The sequence below is a fragment of the Proteus sp. G3927 genome (assembly GCF_963894685.1).
GTDB classification, from domain to species: Bacteria; Pseudomonadota; Gammaproteobacteria; order Enterobacterales; family Enterobacteriaceae; genus Proteus; species Proteus mirabilis.
In genome coordinates this window covers 105,530-127,075 of record NZ_CAWQGX010000034.1, presented here as the reverse complement: position 1 = coordinate 127,075, position 21,546 = coordinate 105,530, and the positions used below count along the sequence as shown (strand labels likewise).

Sequence of the window (21,546 nt, the reverse complement as noted above, 5' to 3'; positions counted from 1 at the left end):
TTAACTTTTGTGCTTAATATAAGGTAATTATAATGAATAGGAAAAAAATTGTTTCTTTTAAAATTAATTTATTAGTTTTCTCTGTATTATCAACGTTAAATATGGCGACTGTAGTACAGGCGGATCCGTCTGCTCATATTGTTGTGCAACAACAGCAAAAAAATAGTAGTGTTGATATTCTTAATATTGCCGCAGCGATTAATGGCTATTCCAGTAATTCATTAACCAGTTTTGATGTTTCTGAAGCAGGATTAATATTAAATAATAGTCCTGATGGTGCTGATACTCAATTATCGGGGCATATTGACGGTAATAGTAATTTATCTAGCGGTGCGGCAAAAGAGATTACTCTTGAGGTTAACGCTAAAAAAGCCATTACGTTAAATGGTCCTGTTGAGGTGGCCGGAACAAAAGCACGGGTGATTTTATCTAATCCTGCTGGAATTATTTGTAGTAGCTGTAACTTTCTTAGTGCTGACCGTGTTGTGTTGACTACTGGGAAAGTGAATACACAAAATGATACCGTTGATAGTTATAAAGTGGAAAAAGGGAATATTACTGTTAAAGGTAATGCCACTTTTGATAAAAGTGCGCAACAGATTGATTTAATTGCCCGCAATGTTTCTATTGAATCGCCTCTTGATGCATCTGGTATTAATGTGAATGTGATAACTGGCGCTAATGAAGTTAAAGCACAAGATAATACGGTGGTTGCACAAAAGCCAACAGGCGTTGCTAGTAAATATAGTTTGCAGATAGTCAAGAATGCAGGAGTGAGAAGCTCATCGCTAAAATTTATAGGTACTGAAGCTAACTCACCACTGAAAAATAATGGTAATGTTGAAACTGCTGGGGGAGGGATCGAGCTTATTCATAGCGGTGCACTTGATAATAATAAAGGTAACTTCTTATCTGAGGGGGATATCTATTTTGCTTTCGATAAAGGTGTTACAAATAGTACTGGTGAAATACAAAGTACTAAAACTATCTCAATAGAAACCAAAGAAGCGAAAGTTGATAATATCTCTGGTGGTAATATTTCTGCTGATGGAAATGTAATCATCAATAGTGGTGAATTTAAAAACAATGCCTCCTATATTGCAAGTAAAGATAAATTAGATATTCAGACAAACGGTAAACCAATAACGAATACTGCAACGGTCGGTGAAGGCGTCGGTATTTCTACTACTAATGGTATTAAAATTAATAGTGGCTTATTTAATAATAAAGAGGGTCAAATTAATTCTAAAAGTGTCATTGATATTAATACTAACCTAAAAGATTTCAATAATATTGATGCTTATATTGATGCGTCAGGGGATATTAGTATTAATAGTGGCGCAATGAATAATACCCATAGTCGCCTACGCTCAGTTACTCGTGTTGAAATTGATACTAATGGTAAGGCACTGAAAAATACCGGCATGACGGCAGATACTGCTAGCGATGATTCATTAGGTATTCTTAGTGGTCTGGATGGTATGACAGTTAATATTGCTGGATTGAATAATGACCAAGGGATTATTGCCACCGATGGCGATATGAACTTCACTAACAAAGGCGACATTACCAATAAATGGGGACATATAAAATCAGGGGGGTACTTGACATTTAGTAGTGATAAGATCAAAAACCTCTATGGTGGCTTAGCATCTAAAACCGGTGCTAATGTGACTTTCTCCCAGACATTAGATAATAACTTTGGTGTTTTTTACTTAGAAGGCGATAGCGTCACCATCAGTGCGCCTTATATAAATAATAATAAAGGTGTTATTAAAGGAGACGCTATTTATTTTAAAACAGATAAATTTAATAACACATCAGGATTTGTGATCACTGAACAGAAATTAGAGATTGATACACCAGAACTGACGAATAACAGCAGTTTAGATTTCAAAACAGAAATGGGCTTTTATCTGGGGCAACCTGATCAGAAAGGGGGATTAATTAGTAAAGGCGAAATGAAATTAAGCGGTAATAAATTAGTGAGTAATAAAGGACGTATTGTAACAGAAAATGGGGATATGGAGCTTAAATTCACCTCTGTTGATAATACCAGTGGTACTATTGCATCACATAAAAATGCCTCTGTAGTGACAAGCACCTTTACCAATTCACAAGGCACATTGTTTGGCCAGGATAAATTAACACTACAAACCGATACACTGAAAAATAACAGTACAGGTTCGGTTGAAAGTAATACCTTAAAAGGTGTTATTGCGTCGAGTGGTGATACTGAAGTGACGGTTAATCGTGATTTTGAAAACAATGGCGTCATTTCTGGTGTAGAACATTTACGTGTAAATATAAATGGTAAATATACCAATGCCAGCAATAGTATTATGTCAGGTAAAAATAGTTTCGAATTAGGTGTGACAGGAAATATTATTAATCGCGGTATTCTTAATTCAATAAAAGACACGACTATTTCTGGTGAGAATATTACTAATGAAAAATCAGGTATTATTGTTGGTAGAGAAAGTATTACTATCGATAATAAAGGAACTTTTACTAATAAAGGTAAAGTTGTCGGGCCGTTAAATAAATAACATTTTAGCCTATCTATGAGCGATATTTTGTCGCTCATAGATCAAAGGATACACCATCTTGAGTATGAAATAATATGGGAATAGGAACTGATATTATAGAAATAAAAAAGGTGGCTATTGCAATATGTAGAAGTGGTGAACCGTTAACTCAGCGATTATTAACTGAATATGAAAGAAACAGTATCGGTAGAATTCATGAAAATTATCATCGTGTTGCAGGGTTTTGGGCTGCTAAAGAAGCCGCTGTAAAAGCAATAGGTACAGGATTTCGTTTGGGGATTTTATTTCATGATATTGAAATAAGGCATGATGAATATGGCGCACCTTGTTATTTTTTTACAGGCCATTTTTCTAATTTATTAAAGCAGAAAAAAATAACCCAATCATTATTAAGTATTTCTCATTGTGATCATTATGCTGTCGCTGTTGCAATTTTTAATTGATGCTTTTATAGGTGTTTTATTATGTTTATATATTCTGATCTAAAGAATAAGAATGTGATTGTTACAGGAGCTAATGGTGATATAGGTATTGCAATTTGCCAGAAATACCTTGAACAGCAGTGTCATGTTTATGCATTATATCACCAAAATAGAAATAACTTAGATAAGCTAAAAAAAGAGAGTGAATATTGTCACTGCTTACATATATTACAATGTGATATCAATAATGATAAATCAATTCATGATTTTTTAGATAAACTAAAGGCATATGCTAATGCTATTCATATATTAATCAACAATGCAGGTGTGATTAAAGATGAATTATTTTCTGCTATAAATATAAGTGAATTTGAATATGTTATTAAAACCAATTTATTAGGAACTTGTCAATTTACTAAACAGTTATTGCTTTTATTAAGATCGGCAGAAAAAGCGACCATTATTAATGTTGCTTCTATTGCAGGGATTGTTCCAAGTATTGGGCAAAGTAACTATAGCGCCGCTAAGGCTGGAATTATAGGTTTTACTCATACGTTGGCTGCAGAGTTGGCAGGTAAAGGAATTCGAGTCAATGCGGTGGCACCGGGTATGATTGAGTCTGACATGGTCAAAAAAGTGTCACGCCAAGTCGTCCGTCATATTAAATCGGTTATTCCATTACAACGATTGGGAGCAAGTGCTGAAGTTGCCAATACCATTGTATTTTTAAGCTCCGAGGCATCCAGCTATATTGTTGGGCAAACATTAATCGTTGATGGTGGGATGGTGATGCGATGAGAGGTAACCCTTATGAGTCTCTATAATCAATCGTTATTGCCTCCTACACTATTTTTAAAATTAGGCGCATGGCGACAACCGACCATTATGGTTGATAGGATTGTCGATTTTGTCCCTAGTGAAAAACCTATTATCAAAACGATTAAACATGTCACCTTTAATGATCCCTATTTATTAGGACATTTTCCAACCGATCCTGTTATGCCAGGGGTTATGGTGGCAGAAATCTTTGGTCAAACGAGTGAGTATTTATCTTTTATTGATGACTTTTGTTCAATTTATAAAATAGAACATAATATTGAATTAAATACATTTAAAGAAATAGCCAAAGCCCTTAATGAGCCGAGATCAGAACGAATTTTAATTCAGCATCGAAGAAAGGTTTCCGGTGTATTGGCCTCACAAAATTTAAGGTATAAAAATGCTGCTTACCCAGGAGATACCATAGAGATAACAAGCATTCTATTATTTTCTGATAAAAGCAATTTTAAACACTATTCTGTTGAGGCAAGAGTGGGAAAGAAAATCATTGCTAATGGCACCATAGTTAATTTCAGAGAATATAATCACTCTGAACAAAATAAAAATTAGGATATTAATAGTATGGAAAATGACGATAAGTTAAATGAAAAAATTGAACAAAGAAAAAAAATGTTAAAGCGAGTCAAAGAAGGGCTTATTGAACGACTCAATTTAAATAAGAGTATTAATCAAATTGATGATGATACTCCGTTATTTGGTAGTGGTTTAAAATTAGATTCTGTTGATGCCACAGAGATAATTGTCTTTCTTAATGATGAATTTAATATTCAAGTAACAGAAGGTGATGATCCTTCTTATATGAGAACAATAAATAGCCTAACAACCTTTATTTTAAATAAACAGCGAGAAAAACAAGAAAAAAATGAGAGTAATAATAATTAAGTTATATCATTTTTATTTATTGGAGATGTTATGAAATACTTTGAAATGGAAAATAAAGCGAATGTATTATTCGGTGAATATAATGGAGTGACACTTCCCAAACGTTATACTAATGAACATGAGGCTTATTTCTCGGTAAGAAATAGCATATTAATGACAGACTTTTCTCATTATGGCATGGTGAAAATTTCTGGTGAAGATGCTTGGCGGTTACTCAATTATCTTATTTCTGCAGACATTTCATCTATTCGTGATGAACAACTACTTTATACATTGTTGCTAGATAAAGAAGGGAAAATAATAAGTGATGCCTATGTACTATGTGATAATGAACACTATTTTTTAATTTCAGAGTGGATGAATAGTGATGCCATATGCCAGCAGATAAAAAAAGTATTAGATAAGCAAGATGAACGGGGTGAATGCTACCAAATTGATGCTATCGCTTCTCTTACTCCAGATTGGCGTATGATCTGTCTAGAAGGCCCCTATGCTTGGGAAATTTTATCTGAAATCGTCGGTATGGATATTATTGGATTACCTTTTCATGAGTTTATGTATGTTGATGAAGATGTCATTACTATGCGTGTTGGTAAACACGGTGAATATTGTTATCACATTATGGGAGATGAAGAGAAGTTAATGTCTATTTGGCGACATTTATGCACTTTATCTGAGAAATTTGATTTAAAGATTGGCGGGGTTGATGATTTAAAAAATATACGACTAGAAAACCCTTGTTGGGAGCCTCAAGTGATTAATCCTTTTAGTCGCTGTCCTATTGAGTTACAAATGCAATGGGCGATTAGTTACGATAAAGATGTATTTATTGGTCAAGATGCAATAAAACAACGTGCTGATAATGGGGTAGATCAGAAAATAGTGGGCGCAAGAATAATTAATATGCCTCAGAATGCTGCAATTTTACAAGGCGATACAATCTATTACCAAAATGAACAAATAGGCGTAGTTATTCAAGTGGGATACTCTTTTATATTAAAAGAACATATTGCTAGAATATTATTAAAACGAGAATTTGCTTATGTTGATATTGATGACTATAAAATAAAAACGGCTTATGGTGATATTGATTTTATCACAACGAGTATTCCCTTTGTTAATAATTTAAGTTTAATAATTAATCCAACCGAAGATAGTTATCTTGAAAGACATCAATAATGAAAGATTAAATTTATAGCAAAGATATTTATTAAACATAATAAATATTATATAGGAATTAACATGAATAGTAGACGCCGTCGGGTTGTAATAACCGGAATGGGGATTTTATCATCTTTAGCTAAAGATGTGCCTCAATTTAAACAGGTTCTTTTTAATAGACAATGTAATATTAAGCCCAGCCAACGTTATTTAAAATGGTTTAAAAATGCCAATGCATCTGAGATTGAGATGGCATTAGATTATTCAGATATACCGCAGCATATCGCTCGATCACTAGACAATGCGGCATTATGGGCATATCGAGTCTGCAATGAGGCATTACAACAAGCAAACTTAATAGATAATCAGTCTATTTTAGATAATACCGCGATGATCGTGGGCGTCTCTTCAGCAGGAACGGAAGCCTTTCTGCCATTATTTGAACAACATATTGATGATTTTTCGATAAAAAAAGCCATTTTATCCGGTGGATTTTCATCATGCTGTTCGAGTGTATCAAGTCTACTTGGCTTACGTGGTGGTCTTGAATTAGTGGCGACGGCCTGTACCGCAAGCCCTAACGCGATAGGTATGGGGTATGATTATATCCAAAATGGCAAAAATCCTGTTGTGCTAGCGGTCGGAACAGAACCCATTTATCTTCCTACCTTTGCGGGTTTTTATGCCCTTAATGTGATGAAAACAACACCAACTTCCCCATTTTCAGGTACTCCTGGTATGTCTATTGGTGAAGGTGCAGGAGCGTTAGTATTAGAAGATTATCAACATGCGGTTGAACGTGGTGCGACAATATATGGTGAAATTGTCTCTTACGCGACATCTTGTGATGCTTACCATGAAACTAGCCCTGATCCTCGAGGAAATGGTGCAGTGCAAGTTATGTATAAAGCACTGGATAATGCGGGTATTACTCCTAATGATATTGATTATATAAATGTGCATGGTACAGGTACTGAAGCAAATGATCGCATTGAAACTATGTCGATGAAAAAAGTGTTTCCTAATATTTATCATATCCCATTAAGTTCAACAAAATCTTATGTTGGTCATAATATTGGTGCTGCGGGTATTGTTGAAATCATCGCGTGTTTTATTTGTTTAGCAGAAGACAAACTTCCCCCTACATTAAATTTCACTCAGCCAAGGCATAGCTGTGATTTAAATTATGTACCGAATTTCTTTCAAGATAAAAAAGTAAAATTTTTTATGAAGAATAATTATGCTTTTGGAGGAAATAACTGCTCTATTATCGCAAGCCCTTATATTACAGATAAAACACCGACGGAATATAAAGCTAAAAAAGTGGTTATTACCGGAGTGGGGGCGATTACATCTATTGGCAATAATGTAATGGAGATAATAACAGCGATTTCGGCAGGAGATAAAACAGGTACATTAAAACCTATCGTATTTGCGAGTGATGTGCAGAAAGATATCGACAACTTGATGTCTGTTGTCATAAAAGATAATGATTTTGAGCAATCGTTAGGACATCCTTATTTTGATCTCGACATTGATCATCGCTTAAAAAATAACGCCTGTTATCATGCTATCACTGACGTTAATCCGAAAAAAACATTACGTTATTATGATCCAAGAAAAGCTATTCCTAGCGGGACTTATGCCTTATTCGCTTTAAATGAAGCACTTGCTAATGCTGGACGCAAAATTAAACGTGATGGTGATAACTTAGGTTTTATTGTTGGAATGTCAAAAGGGCCACAAAGTACCGTTAATCGTTATTTACAAAGTTTAATTCCTGATCCGCAAAAAGTAAGAACATCAGAATTTCCTGGTACTTTAATGAATGCAGTACCGACATTTTGTGCCATCACAGAGGGAATAAAAGGTTATACCACGACATTGGCAACAGGGGTTAATGCTGCATTAGGAGCGTTAACTTATGGTTATGAAATTATCAGGCAAGATCTACAACCTCAGGTAATTGTCGGAGGGGCAGATGAGCACTTCAGTTCTATTTCACTCTATTTTCAAGCGATGAGTAAGAAAGTTAATCTGACCAAGAATGCGACAGATTATCAGGTTTATTCTAATGCAAGTGCCGGCTATATCCCCGGAGAAGGGGCAGGGATGTTATTTCTTGAAGATAAAGAGTATGCCAAGCAACGAGGCGCTAAAATTTATGCTGAAATTATTGGCTACGGTAAAGCGAATGATAATACTTTTTTAGTAGACGAAAATATTACTGATAGAGTGGCCGCCTTATGTAAGGCTATCCAACAAGCATTATCTGAGGCGCAACTCAGTTGCCAAGATATTGATATTATCTGTGGTACCAGTGATGGTAATAAAGAGAATGATGAAGTTGAAATCCGTGCGATTCGGCAACTATTTTATCAAGCGGCAAATCATGTACCAGTAGTTAATTACAATGCCTTTTTTGGTTTAGTTGAATCATGCGCTGGGATATTGGCGATCTCTTTAGTGATTCATATGATGCAAAGCAACACGATAATACCTATTCCTTATACAAAAAGTTTTATAGCTGATGATATTCATTTTGTTACCCAACCGATTAATAAGCAGATAGAAACTGCTTTAGTTCTTGGTTCATCAGAAGGATGTAACCACTATGCAATTATCATCAGGAAACCGTTATGAAAAATGTTGCGATAAGTGGATGGGAACTTAATTTACCTTCAATAGTAAATTTTGAACAACTTTCTGAACAACTCTTATTAAAAAGAACAATTAAAACAGAGAAATACTTCTCTGATGATTATTTTGTAGAATATTTTAAATTTAATCATAATCCGGCAGTGATCCCCTATCAAAATATTCCCAATGATCATTTTGAAATATTAACGCGATTAATTCATAACAGTTTAAAACGGGCTAATATCACCCTAGAAAAGCTTCGCGCTTCACGTACCATAATGTATCTTGCAGGTCACGGGCCTAGAGCTGATTTTATGGATTACCAAGGGTTTTATGATAAAAACGATGCCGAAGATGTTCAATATTCTCCGCAGATAAAATCACTCCATGCAGCCTCTTTTGCACAGGATGAATTAGCGAATAAATTGTGGGCTGAATATCAGTTAGATTTCCCACCTATTCCTATCTATTGTGCCAGTAATTCTGCGTTAATGGCTGTGCATATAGGACATAATGAAATAAGCCAAGATATGGCGGATATTGTAATAGTATTGTCGTGGAATAGCTTACTTTTACAAGATATAGCCTTTATGGATAGCCAAGGCATGTTAGTTGAAGCGCACGCTCAACCTTTGAGTAAATACAGCGATGGGGTCACCTTATCAGACGGTTATGCCGTGATGATTTTAGAAAGCCAACAACAGATAAACTCGAGACAATATCTTGCACCTGCTTATATCTATCATTCCGTTTTTATGCAAAGTAATGCTGAACGGACAATGGGAGGCACATTATTTAACTTTTATACGATATCAAAAGTGATTTCTCAGCTTCTCGATCTTAGTCATTATTTACCAAGTGATATTGGTGCTATTTTTATTCATGGTAATGGTTCGATTATTAGTGATAAAGCTGAGACGGTAGCTATTACTAACATCTTTAAACAACCCATCCCTATTATTAGCTATAAAGGGCAGATAGGTTATATTTCTAATTGCTCTGGTATTATTGATTTAATGATTATAGCTGATTCATTAAAAAATAATCGATTGATCCCCTCGACTACACATTACCCAATAGATGATGGAATGGAGGTTAATTTCCTCACTAATCAAGAGTGTGTGAACTATAGCGCTAAACCTATTTTAAAAATCGGCTTAGGTATGGATGGCTCTATTATTGCCATGTTATTAATCGCAAATGGAGAGCAAGGATGAGGCGATTATTACCCACTGGTGCTATTAATTTAGCCGCTTATGCTTTTTTTGAGCCACAAGAGCCACTGATCCCTTTTATTCCTTCATGGTATAACGTATGGGAATCTCATATGTTACGTTTAGCGGGTAAAAAAAGCGCAGGAAAAAGTTGGAGTTTTCAACGCTATGGGGTCAATCATGATATGTATCTACGTGAAGGAATAAGAAAAACAAATTGTCGTCCTTACCTATCTGCAATAGAGCATGTGGTCGATCATGCTGTTGGTCAATTAGATACAAAATCACAATTCCTCTTAAAAAAGGAGCGAAATGGACTGATTTATATTGATGCATGGGGAGAGCTAACTGCTTTCGAACAGATAGATAGTTTAAGGGATGTGTTCACTCTTAATATTATTCCTAGAAATATCGTAAAAAAATACAGTATAAAAAATTTCTCTTGCAAAATAAGAGGCGAACGTAATGGTATGATGTCGGCACTATTATTAGCACAAAAGCTCATTAATAGTGATTTACTTGATAATATATTTATTTGTGGTGGTTTTCGGGCTGTACCAATTTTATCTTTTAGTGAAATAGAAAGACAACCTATAACCTTTTTTTTCAAGCCTAATACGTTGGAAAATATAAATAGTATTGAAAGAGTCGCCTGCATTATTATCAATAAAAAACAGTGTTCAGATATTTCGATTTCTATCAATCATTATTTTTCTATGAGTAAAAATAGAAAAAAAGCAATAAAGCAATTAGTTAAAAATTGGCACCGTTGTATTAATAAACAGACGGGTTCAATTTATATAACTGCGTTACTGACTTATAAATATATTTCTATACTTGAAACCGCATTCACAGCATTACCTGTTAATCTTAATTGCTATTTTTTAAATCGTCTTTATGGTGATAGTGGGTTTATCACACCGGCTCTTATGTTCGATCATTTACAAAAAGCAGCAGATAGTGCCTCTCATTACCTTTTGAGTGCGTTTGATGGAGAAAATGGTGTTTGGCTGGTTGATTGTTGGAAACAATAATAAGGTATTTTATGTATGGAATAACAAAAGCACGCCAATTAGCATTATTTTCACTAACAAATATTAATAAATTTAATCATGATAAAAGCAACGCTGAAATAATTTTTAAAAATCTCACATTCGACATTAATAATGAGCATTTTACATTAATAAAATATCAACAAGAGAATGAAAAGAATGCATTGATTGATATTATTTCAGGAGTTGATATTCAATATACTGGTTATACTTATTTTTTAGGTAACTATATAAATATTCTAGATGAAAAGCAGCGAGCTTTATTAAGGAATGGAATGATCGGTTTTGTTTTCAAAGAAAATTACTTTTTTAATCATTGTAATGTATTTGATAATATTTATTATTCAGTAATCAATTATAAAGATAAAAAAAAGCTAAAGAATAATATTATAAATACACTTAAATCTATGGGCATAGAAAAACTCTATAATAAAACCCCAAAATCGCTATCAACAGATCAATTGCTAAAGGTTGCCTTTAGTAGAGCTTTAGTGAAAAAACCTAAGTGTATCATTGCTAATTATAATAATGATTGTTTCAGTCAGAATAACTTTGATTATTTTATCCAATTATTATCACAAGTACATAAAGATTTATCTATACCAATATTATTAATCACTAATTGTAATCATCCAAATACGGCTGTAGATAAAATTATAACGATTAAACATGGAGAGTTATATGATGGGGAGAAAACTTAATTGTATCGGTATTATTTTAATAATAATCTCTCTATTGCTCTCGCAAGTAGAGAGTAAAATAGACATTAAAAATAGCGATAAACGTTTTTTATTATTTATATCACTGAATACATTTACTGCCAGTGATAAATTGACCTCATTAATTTCAGAGTTAGAATACAGTATAAAACAAGTTGATCATCCATTTGATAAAGTCATTTATGGTTATGTCAGTGTATTTTTATCCGCTTATTATCATAAAAATAAAGCTTATTCTCAGGCTGCACAGACAATAAAAAAGGCCTTTTTTTATCTTGATGAAGTTGTTGAAAAAAATCCAACTAATTGGCGGTTGATCTATCTAAGATTAAGAATGGATGCTTTTACACCTCGTTATTTAGGGCGCTGTGTGGTGGCTAAAAAAGACAGTCAGCAATTACTTGAGAATATTAATATCAATAGTGAACTTATACCCATGATTAACTATATGTATGCGCGTGCATTATTTAGTTGTGAGCAAGTGACACAAGCAAAAAAGATCATGGCTCAATTACTTCAAGAAAATGAAGCGAGTAAAAAAATTGCTCGATATAGTTTCACTAGCGTTCCTCCTTGGTTATCTATTGAAAAGACCGCGGTTATTCAACCAATAACATTAGAGAGTGATTAATGGAAAATATTATTATATTCATCTCAATATTTATTTTGATAGTATTACTTTCTAGTTCATTATCTTGGTTTTATATCAAATACACATTAGGGTTACTTTATATAACCCTTAGCCATTTTTATCGAAATTTATGTTTTATCGTTTTACTCTGTGTCGCCATCTCGATTTTGGAGGGTTTTTATCATCACCTCACGCTACTGCTCAAAGAGCAAGTAGCATATTCCAATTTAGGGCATATCGAAATTTATAAAAAAGATAATAAACAGGATATTACTGATAAGAAAGATTATTTGGAAATAACCAATGCTGAAGAAATCATCCATTTATTAACTTATGATAAGCAGTTATTAGAAAAAATTCAGGTAATTTCACCACAAATTATTTTTTCAGGCATGATAGAAAATGTTATCAATAAAAAAACAGTATTGTTTTCTGGCCTAGCTATCGAGCCTAAGTCATTATTAACCATAGGAGCATACGATCTAACTGTTTCAGGGAGTGAATTGTCTCATGTCAGAAGAACAGAAATCACGATAGATAAGTTTATTGCTGATGCTATAAATATAAACTATGGGGATTTAGTTAATGTTGTATTTATTCATAATAATGAAAAAATGGTATTACCAACTTATGTACGTGGTATTTTTAACACACAAATAAATAGTTATCCTTATGCCATGATCAAAATTCCATTAGAAACACTACAATATATAAAAAAAAGTAAAAGTGTCTCAAAAATAAATATTCTATTAAAAAATGTGCATGATATTGATAGCGTAATAGCTAAAATAACAAGGATTAATAAAGAAAAATCTTTAAATTTGCAAGTGATCCCTGTTATTGAGAGACAAAGTTATATTATTTCTATTGTGACATTCTTTAAGTGGTCAATGCTATTATTGTATAGCATTATTGCTATTTATTATTATTTTTTAGTGAATAAAATCATTATCATCACTATCAAAAAAGCTATTGGTGATCTGTTCGAATTTAATCGATTAGGTATTTGGCGAGGTAGTTTTTCTCGATTATTTATTTTATTGGCTATTTTTATGACTATAACAATTTCTATAACGATATTATTAATTCATCAGCTATTATCTTGGTTGATTAATTTGAAACAAATCAATATTTCTTTATCTGATAATAATAGCTATTCATTAATGCTCCCTTGGCTATGGCAATATGATGCTATGTTTAAAATCCCTCTATTATTATTTTTTTCCGCAACAATCGCTTCGTGTATCTCTATTTTTAAAGTTAGCCACTATTTACAAAAATATCAAAAAAATAATATTACTATTTAGGAGTATGGTCTATGCCATTGAGAGAGAAAAAGTATCACCAAAATCAAGAGAGCATTTTATTTTTTCCAGGTCAGGGTAGGCCTTATTTAGGTATGGGAAATAGGGTATATCGTGACGTTCCATCAATAAAAGAAGTATGGAATTGTGCGAGTGAAATAGCAGGGTTCGATGTAAGGACTGTTTGTTTAAAAGGGCCCATGAATAAATTGGTACAAACCTGTTATCAGCAAGTGGCGTTAACAACTATCAATATTGCTTCTCTTTATTTACTGCGTGAGCATTGTTGTGTGAATGAGGCGGGTTATTCAGGGCACAGCGCTGGAGAATATTCAGCGTTATTTGCGGCGAACGTACTGGAACTTGAATCTGTCTTTAAGTTAATTAGTTATCGCGCATCTATCATGCAACAGCTCGCTAAGAATAACAAAGGGGTAATGTATGTTGTTAAAAATTGCTCTTATCAGACGTTATCAACATTGATTGACCAGCAAGATCTCGCAACAAAGGTGAATATTTGCTGTGATAACAGTGAACTTCACCAAGTTATTGGGGGGGAGTATGCAAGTGTACGTAAGGTTGTTAATCAATTAGCTAATATGAAAATAGAAACGAATAAATTAGCCGTTAATGGTGCTTGGCACACTGAATTGATGAGCGAAGGGAAAAATTTACTTGCTCACTTTTTACAGACAATCCCTTTTTCAATCCCAGATAAACCCCTAGTGATGAATGTTTCTGCTGAGATTGTTAGCGATATTGAGACAATTAAACAGAATTTAGTTAATCAACTCACAGAAACCGTAAGATGGACAGCAACTATGGCGCTATGGTGTCATTTAGGCTATCACAATTTTATTGAACTTGGTGATAGCAAGTCATTGTATTATTTAGCGAAAAATTCATATACGCTAAAAGATAAAAATATATTGCATGTTAATGATTATATTTAATTATCTTATATAGGAGCAATTATGTTGCCTAATTATCATTATTATATGCAAGCGCATCATTATACTATGCTAACACCTATTTATATCGCCTCGATAGTATTAAGTTTATGCTTTATTAATAATTATAATGAGTTAAGTTTTTGGTTATTATTTATGGGTAACTTTGCTATTTTTATTGTCATTTTACTCAGTGCAATGATGAATGAGCGAATATATTGGCGATACTGTCTCTTTTCTGAAAAGTTTTATTTAAAAAATAATAATAAAAGCGAGACAAAAAGGACGATAATATCACGTTATTTTACTGTTTTTTCGTTAAGCTATATAATTGGGGTTATAATAATATTTCTTGTTACCTCTTATTTAATCGAGATTGTTTTTGATAGCCAAATATATATTATTATTTTTCTTGGTTTTTTCTTGTCACCATTAATGATATGGTTTTTTATGTATTTTTTGATCAAGTTTTATGTCAGTTGTTCAATTCATTATTTGAATAACTTTTCTTTATATAGCCGTGAGAAGAAAAAATTTAACATATCCTATATTATTGTTAATGAGGTTTTTTTAAGTTTACTTGTTAATTTTCCTATTGTTTTTCCGCTCCAGAACAGTGCTACTTTCTCGTTAGAGCAAGGTTATCTTAATATTGAGTTTATTGTTGCATTAATCATTCTTTTATATAGTGTTCTGTTTGTTATGCTTTTTTTATCGAAGGCGAGTAAAATTAATTACCTAATGGGGATGATTATCTGTTATAGCTTTGAAGAAGATTTTGCTGAGGTAAAAAAAAGAGGCCTATTTTGCCGTGTATTATGGTTTCTGATTTTGATCCCTTTAGGTACATTGTTACTCTGTTTATTATTCTATTTGCTGAATATAAAAGAGAATTTCTTTTTAATTTATTCGGTGAGTTTATCTTTAGTTATTTATCTCTATTTTATTGAGCGGAGAAATAAACTCTATCAGGAATTTATATTAGCATTTGATATGATCTTACGTTTAAAAGCACTAAAAAATTTTAAGGAGTAAGACATTGTGATGGTTATTATTTAATCCCCTAATCAATATTATTAGGGGATGAATAAGTTAAATAATTTTTTCACTCAGTGAAGGTTTTTTATTAGGAATAACATATTGCCAAAAAGAGCGTTTTTCTTTTTGGGTGGTAAATAATTTCCCCACTCGGTTGGCAATTAACTCTAATGAAAAACAGAGCACAAAGTAAATAAAGGCAACAAATAAAAAAACTTCCATCGGGTACACCATGCTGCGATTATTAACTTGGGTTGCTAAGAATGAGAGTTCACCGACACCTACAACATAAGCGAGGGAAGTATCTTTAATTAAGGCTATCCATTGATTGATAAAAGAGGGCACCATCATACGTAATGCTTGTGGTAACACGATATACCAAAGCGTCTGCCAGCGATTAAATCCTAATGATAAACCTGCTTGCCATTGCCCTTTGCCAATAGCGAGAATACCGGCTTTAACACCATGAGCGATATAAGAGGAGGTAATAAGTGCTAGAGCACAGATCACGGTGGTTATCTCAGGAATTTCCATTCCTAATACCACGGGTAATAGAAAATAGAGCCAAAAAATCAACATAATGACCGGAATAGCACGGAAAAAACCTAAAAAAGCGGCAAATAAGTTAACCCATACCCCTTTAAGCATGGCGAGAGCGATCCCCCCAAGCGTCCCTAATATAATAGATACAATACCGGCGATCACACTAATAAATATGGTTAAAGCCGCACCTTCTAATGGCCCATCAGGATACGCGCCAAAAAGTAGATACTGCCAATTATCAGCAATAACAGTAAAGTCCATATCAATATCCTTGCGCTAATTTTCGTTGCTGATGCCATTGCCCCCAAGCTTCCATTAATGCAATGGCAGCGATATACAGTATGGTGGCGACGCCGAACGCTTCAAAAGTACGTAATGATTCAGTTTCAACTTGCCTTGAAGCATAAGAAAGTTCTGCGACACCTATGGCCATAGTGAGAGAGGAGTTTTTGATAATATTCATATATTGACCCAACAATGGCGGAAGGGCGATACGAAAAGCTTGCGGTAAAATGACATAACGCATGGATTGCCAGTGGGTTAATCCTAACGCTAAAGCTGCATATTTTTGGCCTTGTCTGACTCCCTGTATTCCTGCTCTTAGCTCTTGGGCAATAAAAGGTACAGAGTAAAAGGTAAGCCCAATAATACCGGCTAAAAATTCAAAAGAGGGCCAAGAGAGCGTTAAGCCAAATAAAGAAAGTTCATGTGGGGTGTTAAGCCATATCATGGCCGTTTGTGGCAATAGTTCACCAGAAGCAAAATACCAAAAGAAGAGCTGAACCAATAATGGGGTATTACGAAAGAGTGAAGTATAAATGGCCGCACACCAACGTAATGGCGCGATATGGCTATCATAGGCAGCACTGAGAAGAAAACCTAGTAATGTGGCAATAATGATAGTCCAGAAAGAGATAAGCAAGGTGATTAAAAAACCTTGCCACAGCCAACTTAAGTAGTGAGGCTCAAGAAGATAGTGAGAAAGAAACTGCGCAAACATAATTATTACCTATTGCAGACGCCAAACCCCGCAGTAGCGGGGTTGGTGTTTTATCAATAAATCATCGCGATGAATTAAATCGTTATTTGCTCTACCATTAGGATTGAGGCGCTTGCTCAGAAAGTGGGGCAAACTTAAAGTCACCACGAGGTTGAGCGGACTTAGTATCTGGGCCAAACCAACGATTATAAATTTCGTCTGCTTTGCCTTCTTTCTCTAATCTTAATAGCGTGTTATTAATCTCGTTAATTAAACGCTGTTCACCTTTAGCTGCGGCAACGGCTTGATATTCTCGTGTAATACTAAAGGGTGATATTTCAAAATCAGCTTTGATTTTTTCAGGTAAATTAGCTAATAACCCTACTAATTTAGCATCATCTTGGGTTATCGCTTGTACATTGCCATTGCGTAATGCGGCAAACGCAAGAGGGGTATCGTCATAGGAGATGACTTTAGTTTCAGGATAGCGTTCACGTAAGGTAATTTCCTGTACGGTGCCTTTGTCAGCCCCAATGCGTAATGACGCAATTTGCTCAGGGCTGGTTAATACGCCTTTGCGCGCGATAAATTTCTGTCCAGTAGCAAAATAAGGTACAGAGAAATCGACTTGTTTTGCTCGCTCTTCGGTAATGGTGAAGTTGGCGGCAATTAAATCGACTTTTTTAGCGCTAAGTAGTGGGATACGGTTAGCTGGGTTAGTTGGACGTAATTCCAATTTAACCCCGAGATCTTTGGCAATTTCATTCGCAATATCTGCATCATAACCTGCCAATTTTTTGGTTTGTGGATCGATAAAACCAAACGGTGGGTTACTATCAAAAATAGCAATGCGTACCACACCTGCCTGTTTTATATCGTCTAATTTATCGGCTTTTGCCAGACCAGAAAAAAGCACTGAGCCAGCAATTAATGCCGTTGCCAAAACACGTAATTTCATTATTCACCCCAAAAAAAGTATTCTCATTGTTATGTTGCCTATCACGCTATCAAGTTGTTCTAAGTTCATAAAATAATAAAAAATGATATGGATATGCTTTTATAGAATAAGTTAAGGAGAGATAGCACCTTTATAAACATAAATAAAAAAACAGAGGCAAATAATGCCTCTGTTTCAGAGCGTAAAGAGAGTGAATAAATTATTTAATTAGCAGAATGACTATCATCATTTTTTGTCAGCATTCTTTCTACTTGGTCACCCCCTAAATGACGGAAGTCATGACCCTTGACGTAGTAGAAGATAAACTCACAGATATTCTGGCAACGATCGCCAATACGTTCGATAGAACGAGCACAGAATAATGCCGTCAGTACGCTCGGGATAGTGCGAGGATCTTCCATCATATAAGTCATTAATTGACGAACAATACCTTCATATTCGTTATCAATTTTTGCATCTTCACGATAGATTCGAATAGCTTCTTCTAAGTCCATACGAGCGAAAGCATCAAGAACATCATGGAGCATTTGTATCGCATGTTGGCCTAAGGACTCTAAACTTACTAGCAGTGGTTGATGTTGATGTGAAAATTTCTCAAGGGCCGTTTTACAGATTTTTTCTGCCACATCACCAATACGCTCTAATTCGGCAATAGTTTTAGAAATCGCCATAATAAGGCGTAAATCACTGGCAGTGGGCTGACGTTTGGCAATGATACGCATACAGGCATCATCAATGGCAACCTCCATCATATTGACTTTTTGATCACCTTCAATCACTTCATTGGCCAATGCTTGGTCTTGGTTATGCATTGCGGTAATGGCTTTTTTTAATTGCTCTTCAACTAAGCCACCCATGACCATCAGTTCTGTACGGATATGCTCTAACTCAGCGTTAAATTGACCAGAAATATGTTTATTGTGGTTTAAATTATCCATGATTTGCCTCGTTATCAGCCATAACGCCCAGTGATGTAATCTTCAGTTTGCTTCTTCGCTGGACGAGTAAATAATGTATCCGTATCACTGAACTCGATTAATTCACCCAAATACATAAATGCAGTGTAATCAGAACAACGTGCAGCTTGCTGCATATTGTGGGTGACGATCACCACGGTATATTCGGATTTTAGTTCACTGATAAGCTCTTCAATACGACCTGTAGAGATAGGATCGAGTGCAGAGCATGGCTCATCCAGTAATAATACTTCAGGACGGATAGCAATACCGCGTGCGATACATAAACGTTGCTGCTGTCCCCCAGAAAGACTATAGCCACTTTGATGTAATTTATCTTTGGTTTCATTCCATAATGCGGCTTTGGTCAGCGCCCACTGAACGCGTTCGTCCATTTCAGCACGAGACAGTTTTTCAAATAAGCGTACACCAAAAGCGATATTGTCATAAATCGACATTGGAAATGGTGTAGGTTTTTGGAATACCATGCCTACTTTTGCGCGTAATAGCGCAATATCTTGTTTATCTGTCAGAATATTGTTGCCATCTAACAAGATTTCACCTTCAGCACGCTGTTCGCCATAAAGCTCATACATTTTATTAAAAGTACGCAGTAAAGTGGATTTACCACAGCCAGAAGGGCCGATAAATGCCGTTACTTTATTTTTGGCAATATCTAATGAGATATTTTTCAGCGCATGGAACTTACCATAGTAGAAGTTCAAGTCACGAACTTGGATTTTGTTTCCAGCGTTATCATTAGCCATAGTCATTCAACGTTCTCTCTTGCTTAACTTTCTGCGTTAGCCATGCTTATTTTTAGCAAACAGCACGCGCGCGATAATATTGATAAATAGAACACAGAGGGTGATCAGTAATACGCCAGCCCAAGCAAGCTCTTGCCATTGTGAGAAAGGGCTCATGGCGAATTTAAAGATAGTCACAGGTAAGTTGGCTATCGGTTCGTTTAGATCTGTGCTCCAGAATTGGTTAGATAGTGAAGTAAATAGCAGTGGTGCTGTTTCACCCGCAATACGCGCAATCGCTAATAATACGCCCGTGATAATACCCGATACGGAGGCTTTTAACGTGATTTTAGCGATCATCTTCCACTTGGGCGTCCCTAATGCATAAGCCGCTTCCCGTAAGCTATCAGGGACTAACTTCAACATATTTTCCGTGGTGCGAATAACAATAGGTATTTGTAATAACGCTAATGCCACAATACCCGCCCAACCAGAGAAGTGCTGCATTTGTGCCACCACAATGGTATACACAAACAGTCCAACAACAATCGATGGGGCTGATAATAAAATATCGTTGATAAAGCGTATGACTTCCGCTAACCATGAACGACGCCCATACTCAGCAAGGTAGATACCCGCTAAGATCCCCAAAGGAGTACCAATGACCGTCGCCCATAAAATAAGTAGACCACTACCCACAATGGCGTTAGCTAATCCGCCACCATCGGTGTTAGGGGGCGGTGTCATTTCTGTGAATAAGGCCCAAGACATGCCATCAAAGCCTTTGGTTACTGTAGAAAACAAGATCCACATTAACCAGAACAGACCAAATGCCATGGTAGAGACAGATAAAAACAGTGCGATACGGTTTTTTTGACGACGCCAAAGTTGGCGTTTATGGCGTATATGCAGTTCTTTTTCTGTTTGAACTTGTAATGAAGAAGAGGATGTTTTAGCCATCTTAACGTGCTCCTTCATTCTTAGATAAACGTAGTGTCATAAACTTAGAAATCGCAAGGACGATAAAGGTAATGACAAATAAAATCAGACCTAATTCCATTAATGCAGCGGTATGAAGACCTGTTTCTGCTTCGGCAAATTCGTTGGCTAATGCAGAGGTAATACTATTGCCCGGCATAAAGAGTGATGCAGAGTCTAACTGGTAGGTGTTACCAATAATAAAGGTCACAGCCATAGTTTCCCCGAGCGCACGACCTAATCCAAGCATCACACCACCTATCACACCGTTTCGGGTATAAGGTAAAACGATATTCCAAATCACTTCCCATGTGGTACAGCCGATACCGTAAGCGGATTCTTTCATCATCACTGGGGTCTGTTCAAATACATCACGCATTACAGACGCGATATAAGGGATGATCATAATTGCGAGGATAACCCCTGCTGCTAATATACCGATACCAAACGCAGGGCCAGAGAATAACTCACCGACAATAGGGACTGATGAGAGCACGTTGCCAACAGGCTCTTGGAAGTATGTGGCAAAGAGCGGGGCAAAGATAAAGAGTCCCCACATACCATAAACGATACTTGGAATAGCGGCTAATAACTCAATCGCGATACCCAATGGGCGCTTTAGCCAATTGGGTGCCAGTTCTGTTAAAAAGAGTGCAATACCAAAACTCACCGGAACCGCAATGATCAGGGCAATAATTGAGGTAACGACAGTACCGTAAATTGGTACTAAAGCACCGAATTCCTGTGCGGGTGGATCCCACTCTTTCGTCCACAAGAATGACAGACCAAATTGTTGAATACTTGGCCATGAGGCGAAAATCAGTGAAACAATGATACCTGCTAAAAGCAAAAGTGTAATTAACGCAGCTAGTCGAACTAGTGCGCTAAAAATAACGTCCCCTCGTTTACTCGGGGCCTTTATTACCGTTGTATGCTCGGCCATAAAGCCTCTTTAATTTATTACCCCCTGTGTTGCAGGGGGTG

At 35.4% G+C, this 21,546-nt stretch carries 21 protein-coding genes; 14 read left to right on the top strand and 7 right to left on the bottom strand.

The features are described from left to right. The first annotated feature begins 32 nt into the window (after window positions 1-32). From AACV00_RS16605 to AACV00_RS16540, 14 genes are all read left to right on the top strand, one after another. Entirely contained in the window at window positions 33-2,549 is a 2,517-nt protein-coding gene (locus AACV00_RS16605; RefSeq protein ID WP_161680223.1) for a two-partner secretion domain-containing protein, read from the top strand. 74 nt (window positions 2,550-2,623) lie between these two features. Further along, window positions 2,624-2,992 (top strand): holo-ACP synthase, encoded by a 369-nt coding sequence (gene acpS / locus AACV00_RS16600; protein WP_004246770.1) that lies wholly within the window; start codon window positions 2,624-2,626, stop codon window positions 2,990-2,992. 21 nt (window positions 2,993-3,013) lie between these two features. Continuing rightward, on the top strand, window positions 3,014-3,769 hold the full coding sequence (locus AACV00_RS16595) for an SDR family oxidoreductase (protein ID WP_004249064.1): 756 nt from the start codon (window positions 3,014-3,016) through the stop codon (window positions 3,767-3,769). A gap of 12 nt (window positions 3,770-3,781) precedes the next feature. Then, window positions 3,782-4,360, top strand: coding sequence for a 3-hydroxyacyl-ACP dehydratase FabZ family protein (locus AACV00_RS16590; RefSeq protein WP_004246772.1), 579 nt, complete (start codon window positions 3,782-3,784; stop codon window positions 4,358-4,360). A 12-nt stretch (window positions 4,361-4,372) separates the two neighbouring features. Beyond that, on the top strand, window positions 4,373-4,693 hold the full coding sequence (locus AACV00_RS16585; protein ID WP_004246773.1) for an acyl carrier protein: 321 nt from the start codon (window positions 4,373-4,375) through the stop codon (window positions 4,691-4,693). Between the two features lie 30 nt (window positions 4,694-4,723). Then, entirely contained in the window at window positions 4,724-5,872 is a 1,149-nt protein-coding gene (locus AACV00_RS16580) for an aminomethyltransferase family protein (RefSeq protein WP_107337001.1), read from the top strand. Window positions 5,873-5,935: 63 nt separating this feature from the next. After that, entirely contained in the window at window positions 5,936-8,497 is a 2,562-nt protein-coding gene (locus AACV00_RS16575) for a beta-ketoacyl-[acyl-carrier-protein] synthase family protein (RefSeq protein ID WP_036895769.1), read from the top strand. Then, the gene (locus tag AACV00_RS16570; RefSeq protein ID WP_004246776.1) at window positions 8,494-9,711 is read left to right on the top strand and encodes a beta-ketoacyl synthase N-terminal-like domain-containing protein; all 1,218 of its coding nucleotides are present in this window, start codon (window positions 8,494-8,496) and stop codon (window positions 9,709-9,711) included. The genes AACV00_RS16575 and AACV00_RS16570 overlap by 4 nt, the downstream gene beginning before the upstream one ends. Continuing rightward, window positions 9,708-10,742 carry an ATP-binding protein gene (locus AACV00_RS16565; protein WP_107337000.1) on the top strand — a complete coding sequence of 345 codons (1,035 nt, stop codon included), beginning with the start codon at window positions 9,708-9,710 and terminating at the stop codon, window positions 10,740-10,742. Before AACV00_RS16570 ends, AACV00_RS16565 begins: the two co-directional genes overlap by 4 nt. Before the next feature lie 11 nt (window positions 10,743-10,753). Beyond that, the gene (locus AACV00_RS16560; RefSeq protein WP_036895762.1) at window positions 10,754-11,461 is read left to right on the top strand and encodes an ATP-binding cassette domain-containing protein; all 708 of its coding nucleotides are present in this window, start codon (window positions 10,754-10,756) and stop codon (window positions 11,459-11,461) included. Then, window positions 11,442-12,110, top strand: coding sequence for a hypothetical protein (locus AACV00_RS16555; protein WP_036895759.1), 669 nt, complete (start codon window positions 11,442-11,444; stop codon window positions 12,108-12,110). The genes AACV00_RS16560 and AACV00_RS16555 overlap by 20 nt, the downstream gene beginning before the upstream one ends. After that, the gene (locus AACV00_RS16550; RefSeq protein ID WP_004250046.1) at window positions 12,110-13,417 is read left to right on the top strand and encodes a hypothetical protein; all 1,308 of its coding nucleotides are present in this window, start codon (window positions 12,110-12,112) and stop codon (window positions 13,415-13,417) included. The genes AACV00_RS16555 and AACV00_RS16550 overlap by 1 nt, the downstream gene beginning before the upstream one ends. A gap of 11 nt (window positions 13,418-13,428) precedes the next feature. Further along, window positions 13,429-14,367 carry an ACP S-malonyltransferase gene (locus AACV00_RS16545; RefSeq protein WP_004249071.1) on the top strand — a complete coding sequence of 313 codons (939 nt, stop codon included), beginning with the start codon at window positions 13,429-13,431 and terminating at the stop codon, window positions 14,365-14,367. Window positions 14,368-14,388: 21 nt separating this feature from the next. Then, a complete protein-coding gene (locus AACV00_RS16540; protein ID WP_104731874.1) occupies window positions 14,389-15,399 on the top strand; it encodes a hypothetical protein in 1,011 nt (336 codons plus the stop codon). Window positions 15,400-15,456: 57 nt separating this feature from the next. Here AACV00_RS16540 and AACV00_RS16535 read toward each other — a convergent pair whose 3' ends face one another. From AACV00_RS16535 to pstC, 7 genes are all read right to left on the bottom strand, one after another. Then, a complete protein-coding gene (locus AACV00_RS16535) occupies window positions 15,457-16,206 on the bottom strand; it encodes an amino acid ABC transporter permease (RefSeq protein ID WP_004249073.1) in 750 nt (249 codons plus the stop codon). Window position 16,207: 1 nt separating this feature from the next. Continuing rightward, window positions 16,208-16,945: an amino acid ABC transporter permease gene (locus AACV00_RS16530; RefSeq protein WP_004246784.1), complete on the bottom strand. Its 738-nt coding sequence runs from the start codon at window positions 16,943-16,945 to the stop codon at window positions 16,208-16,210. Between the two features lie 97 nt (window positions 16,946-17,042). Then, window positions 17,043-17,882: an ABC transporter substrate-binding protein gene (locus AACV00_RS16525; protein ID WP_004249074.1), complete on the bottom strand. Its 840-nt coding sequence runs from the start codon at window positions 17,880-17,882 to the stop codon at window positions 17,043-17,045. A gap of 203 nt (window positions 17,883-18,085) precedes the next feature. Then, window positions 18,086-18,820: a phosphate signaling complex protein PhoU gene (phoU, locus tag AACV00_RS16520; RefSeq protein ID WP_017628646.1), complete on the bottom strand. Its 735-nt coding sequence runs from the start codon at window positions 18,818-18,820 to the stop codon at window positions 18,086-18,088. Between the two features lie 14 nt (window positions 18,821-18,834). Continuing rightward, entirely contained in the window at window positions 18,835-19,611 is a 777-nt protein-coding gene (gene pstB / locus AACV00_RS16515) for a phosphate ABC transporter ATP-binding protein PstB (protein WP_004246787.1), read from the bottom strand. A 30-nt stretch (window positions 19,612-19,641) separates the two neighbouring features. Continuing rightward, window positions 19,642-20,544, bottom strand: a complete 903-nt coding sequence (gene pstA / locus AACV00_RS16510; protein ID WP_004249075.1) for a phosphate ABC transporter permease PstA — start codon at window positions 20,542-20,544, stop codon at window positions 19,642-19,644. 1 nt (window position 20,545) lies between these two features. Beyond that, the gene (gene pstC, locus AACV00_RS16505; RefSeq protein WP_004246789.1) at window positions 20,546-21,505 is read right to left on the bottom strand and encodes a phosphate ABC transporter permease PstC; all 960 of its coding nucleotides are present in this window, start codon (window positions 21,503-21,505) and stop codon (window positions 20,546-20,548) included. Window positions 21,506-21,546 lie beyond the last annotated feature (41 nt).

Coding starts and splice junctions, on each gene's coding strand:
- AACV00_RS16605 (WP_161680223.1), top strand. CDS start 33: ATGAATAGGAAAAAAATTGTTTCTTTTAAAATTAATTTATTAGTTTTC.
- acpS (WP_004246770.1), top strand. CDS start 2,624: ATGGGAATAGGAACTGATATTATAGAAATAAAAAAGGTGGCTATTGCA.
- AACV00_RS16595 (WP_004249064.1), top strand. CDS start 3,014: ATGTTTATATATTCTGATCTAAAGAATAAGAATGTGATTGTTACAGGA.
- AACV00_RS16590 (WP_004246772.1), top strand. CDS start 3,782: ATGAGTCTCTATAATCAATCGTTATTGCCTCCTACACTATTTTTAAAA.
- AACV00_RS16585 (WP_004246773.1), top strand. CDS start 4,373: ATGGAAAATGACGATAAGTTAAATGAAAAAATTGAACAAAGAAAAAAA.
- AACV00_RS16580 (WP_107337001.1), top strand. CDS start 4,724: ATGAAATACTTTGAAATGGAAAATAAAGCGAATGTATTATTCGGTGAA.
- AACV00_RS16575 (WP_036895769.1), top strand. CDS start 5,936: ATGAATAGTAGACGCCGTCGGGTTGTAATAACCGGAATGGGGATTTTA.
- AACV00_RS16570 (WP_004246776.1), top strand. CDS start 8,494: ATGAAAAATGTTGCGATAAGTGGATGGGAACTTAATTTACCTTCAATA.
- AACV00_RS16565 (WP_107337000.1), top strand. CDS start 9,708: ATGAGGCGATTATTACCCACTGGTGCTATTAATTTAGCCGCTTATGCT.
- AACV00_RS16560 (WP_036895762.1), top strand. CDS start 10,754: ATGTATGGAATAACAAAAGCACGCCAATTAGCATTATTTTCACTAACA.
- AACV00_RS16555 (WP_036895759.1), top strand. CDS start 11,442: ATGATGGGGAGAAAACTTAATTGTATCGGTATTATTTTAATAATAATC.
- AACV00_RS16550 (WP_004250046.1), top strand. CDS start 12,110: ATGGAAAATATTATTATATTCATCTCAATATTTATTTTGATAGTATTA.
- AACV00_RS16545 (WP_004249071.1), top strand. CDS start 13,429: ATGCCATTGAGAGAGAAAAAGTATCACCAAAATCAAGAGAGCATTTTA.
- AACV00_RS16540 (WP_104731874.1), top strand. CDS start 14,389: ATGTTGCCTAATTATCATTATTATATGCAAGCGCATCATTATACTATG.
- AACV00_RS16535 (WP_004249073.1), bottom strand. CDS start 16,206: ATGGACTTTACTGTTATTGCTGATAATTGGCAGTATCTACTTTTTGGC.
- AACV00_RS16530 (WP_004246784.1), bottom strand. CDS start 16,945: ATGTTTGCGCAGTTTCTTTCTCACTATCTTCTTGAGCCTCACTACTTA.
- AACV00_RS16525 (WP_004249074.1), bottom strand. CDS start 17,882: ATGAAATTACGTGTTTTGGCAACGGCATTAATTGCTGGCTCAGTGCTT.
- phoU (WP_017628646.1), bottom strand. CDS start 18,820: ATGGATAATTTAAACCACAATAAACATATTTCTGGTCAATTTAACGCT.
- pstB (WP_004246787.1), bottom strand. CDS start 19,611: ATGACTATGGCTAATGATAACGCTGGAAACAAAATCCAAGTTCGTGAC.
- pstA (WP_004249075.1), bottom strand. CDS start 20,544: ATGGCTAAAACATCCTCTTCTTCATTACAAGTTCAAACAGAAAAAGAA.
- pstC (WP_004246789.1), bottom strand. CDS start 21,505: ATGGCCGAGCATACAACGGTAATAAAGGCCCCGAGTAAACGAGGGGAC.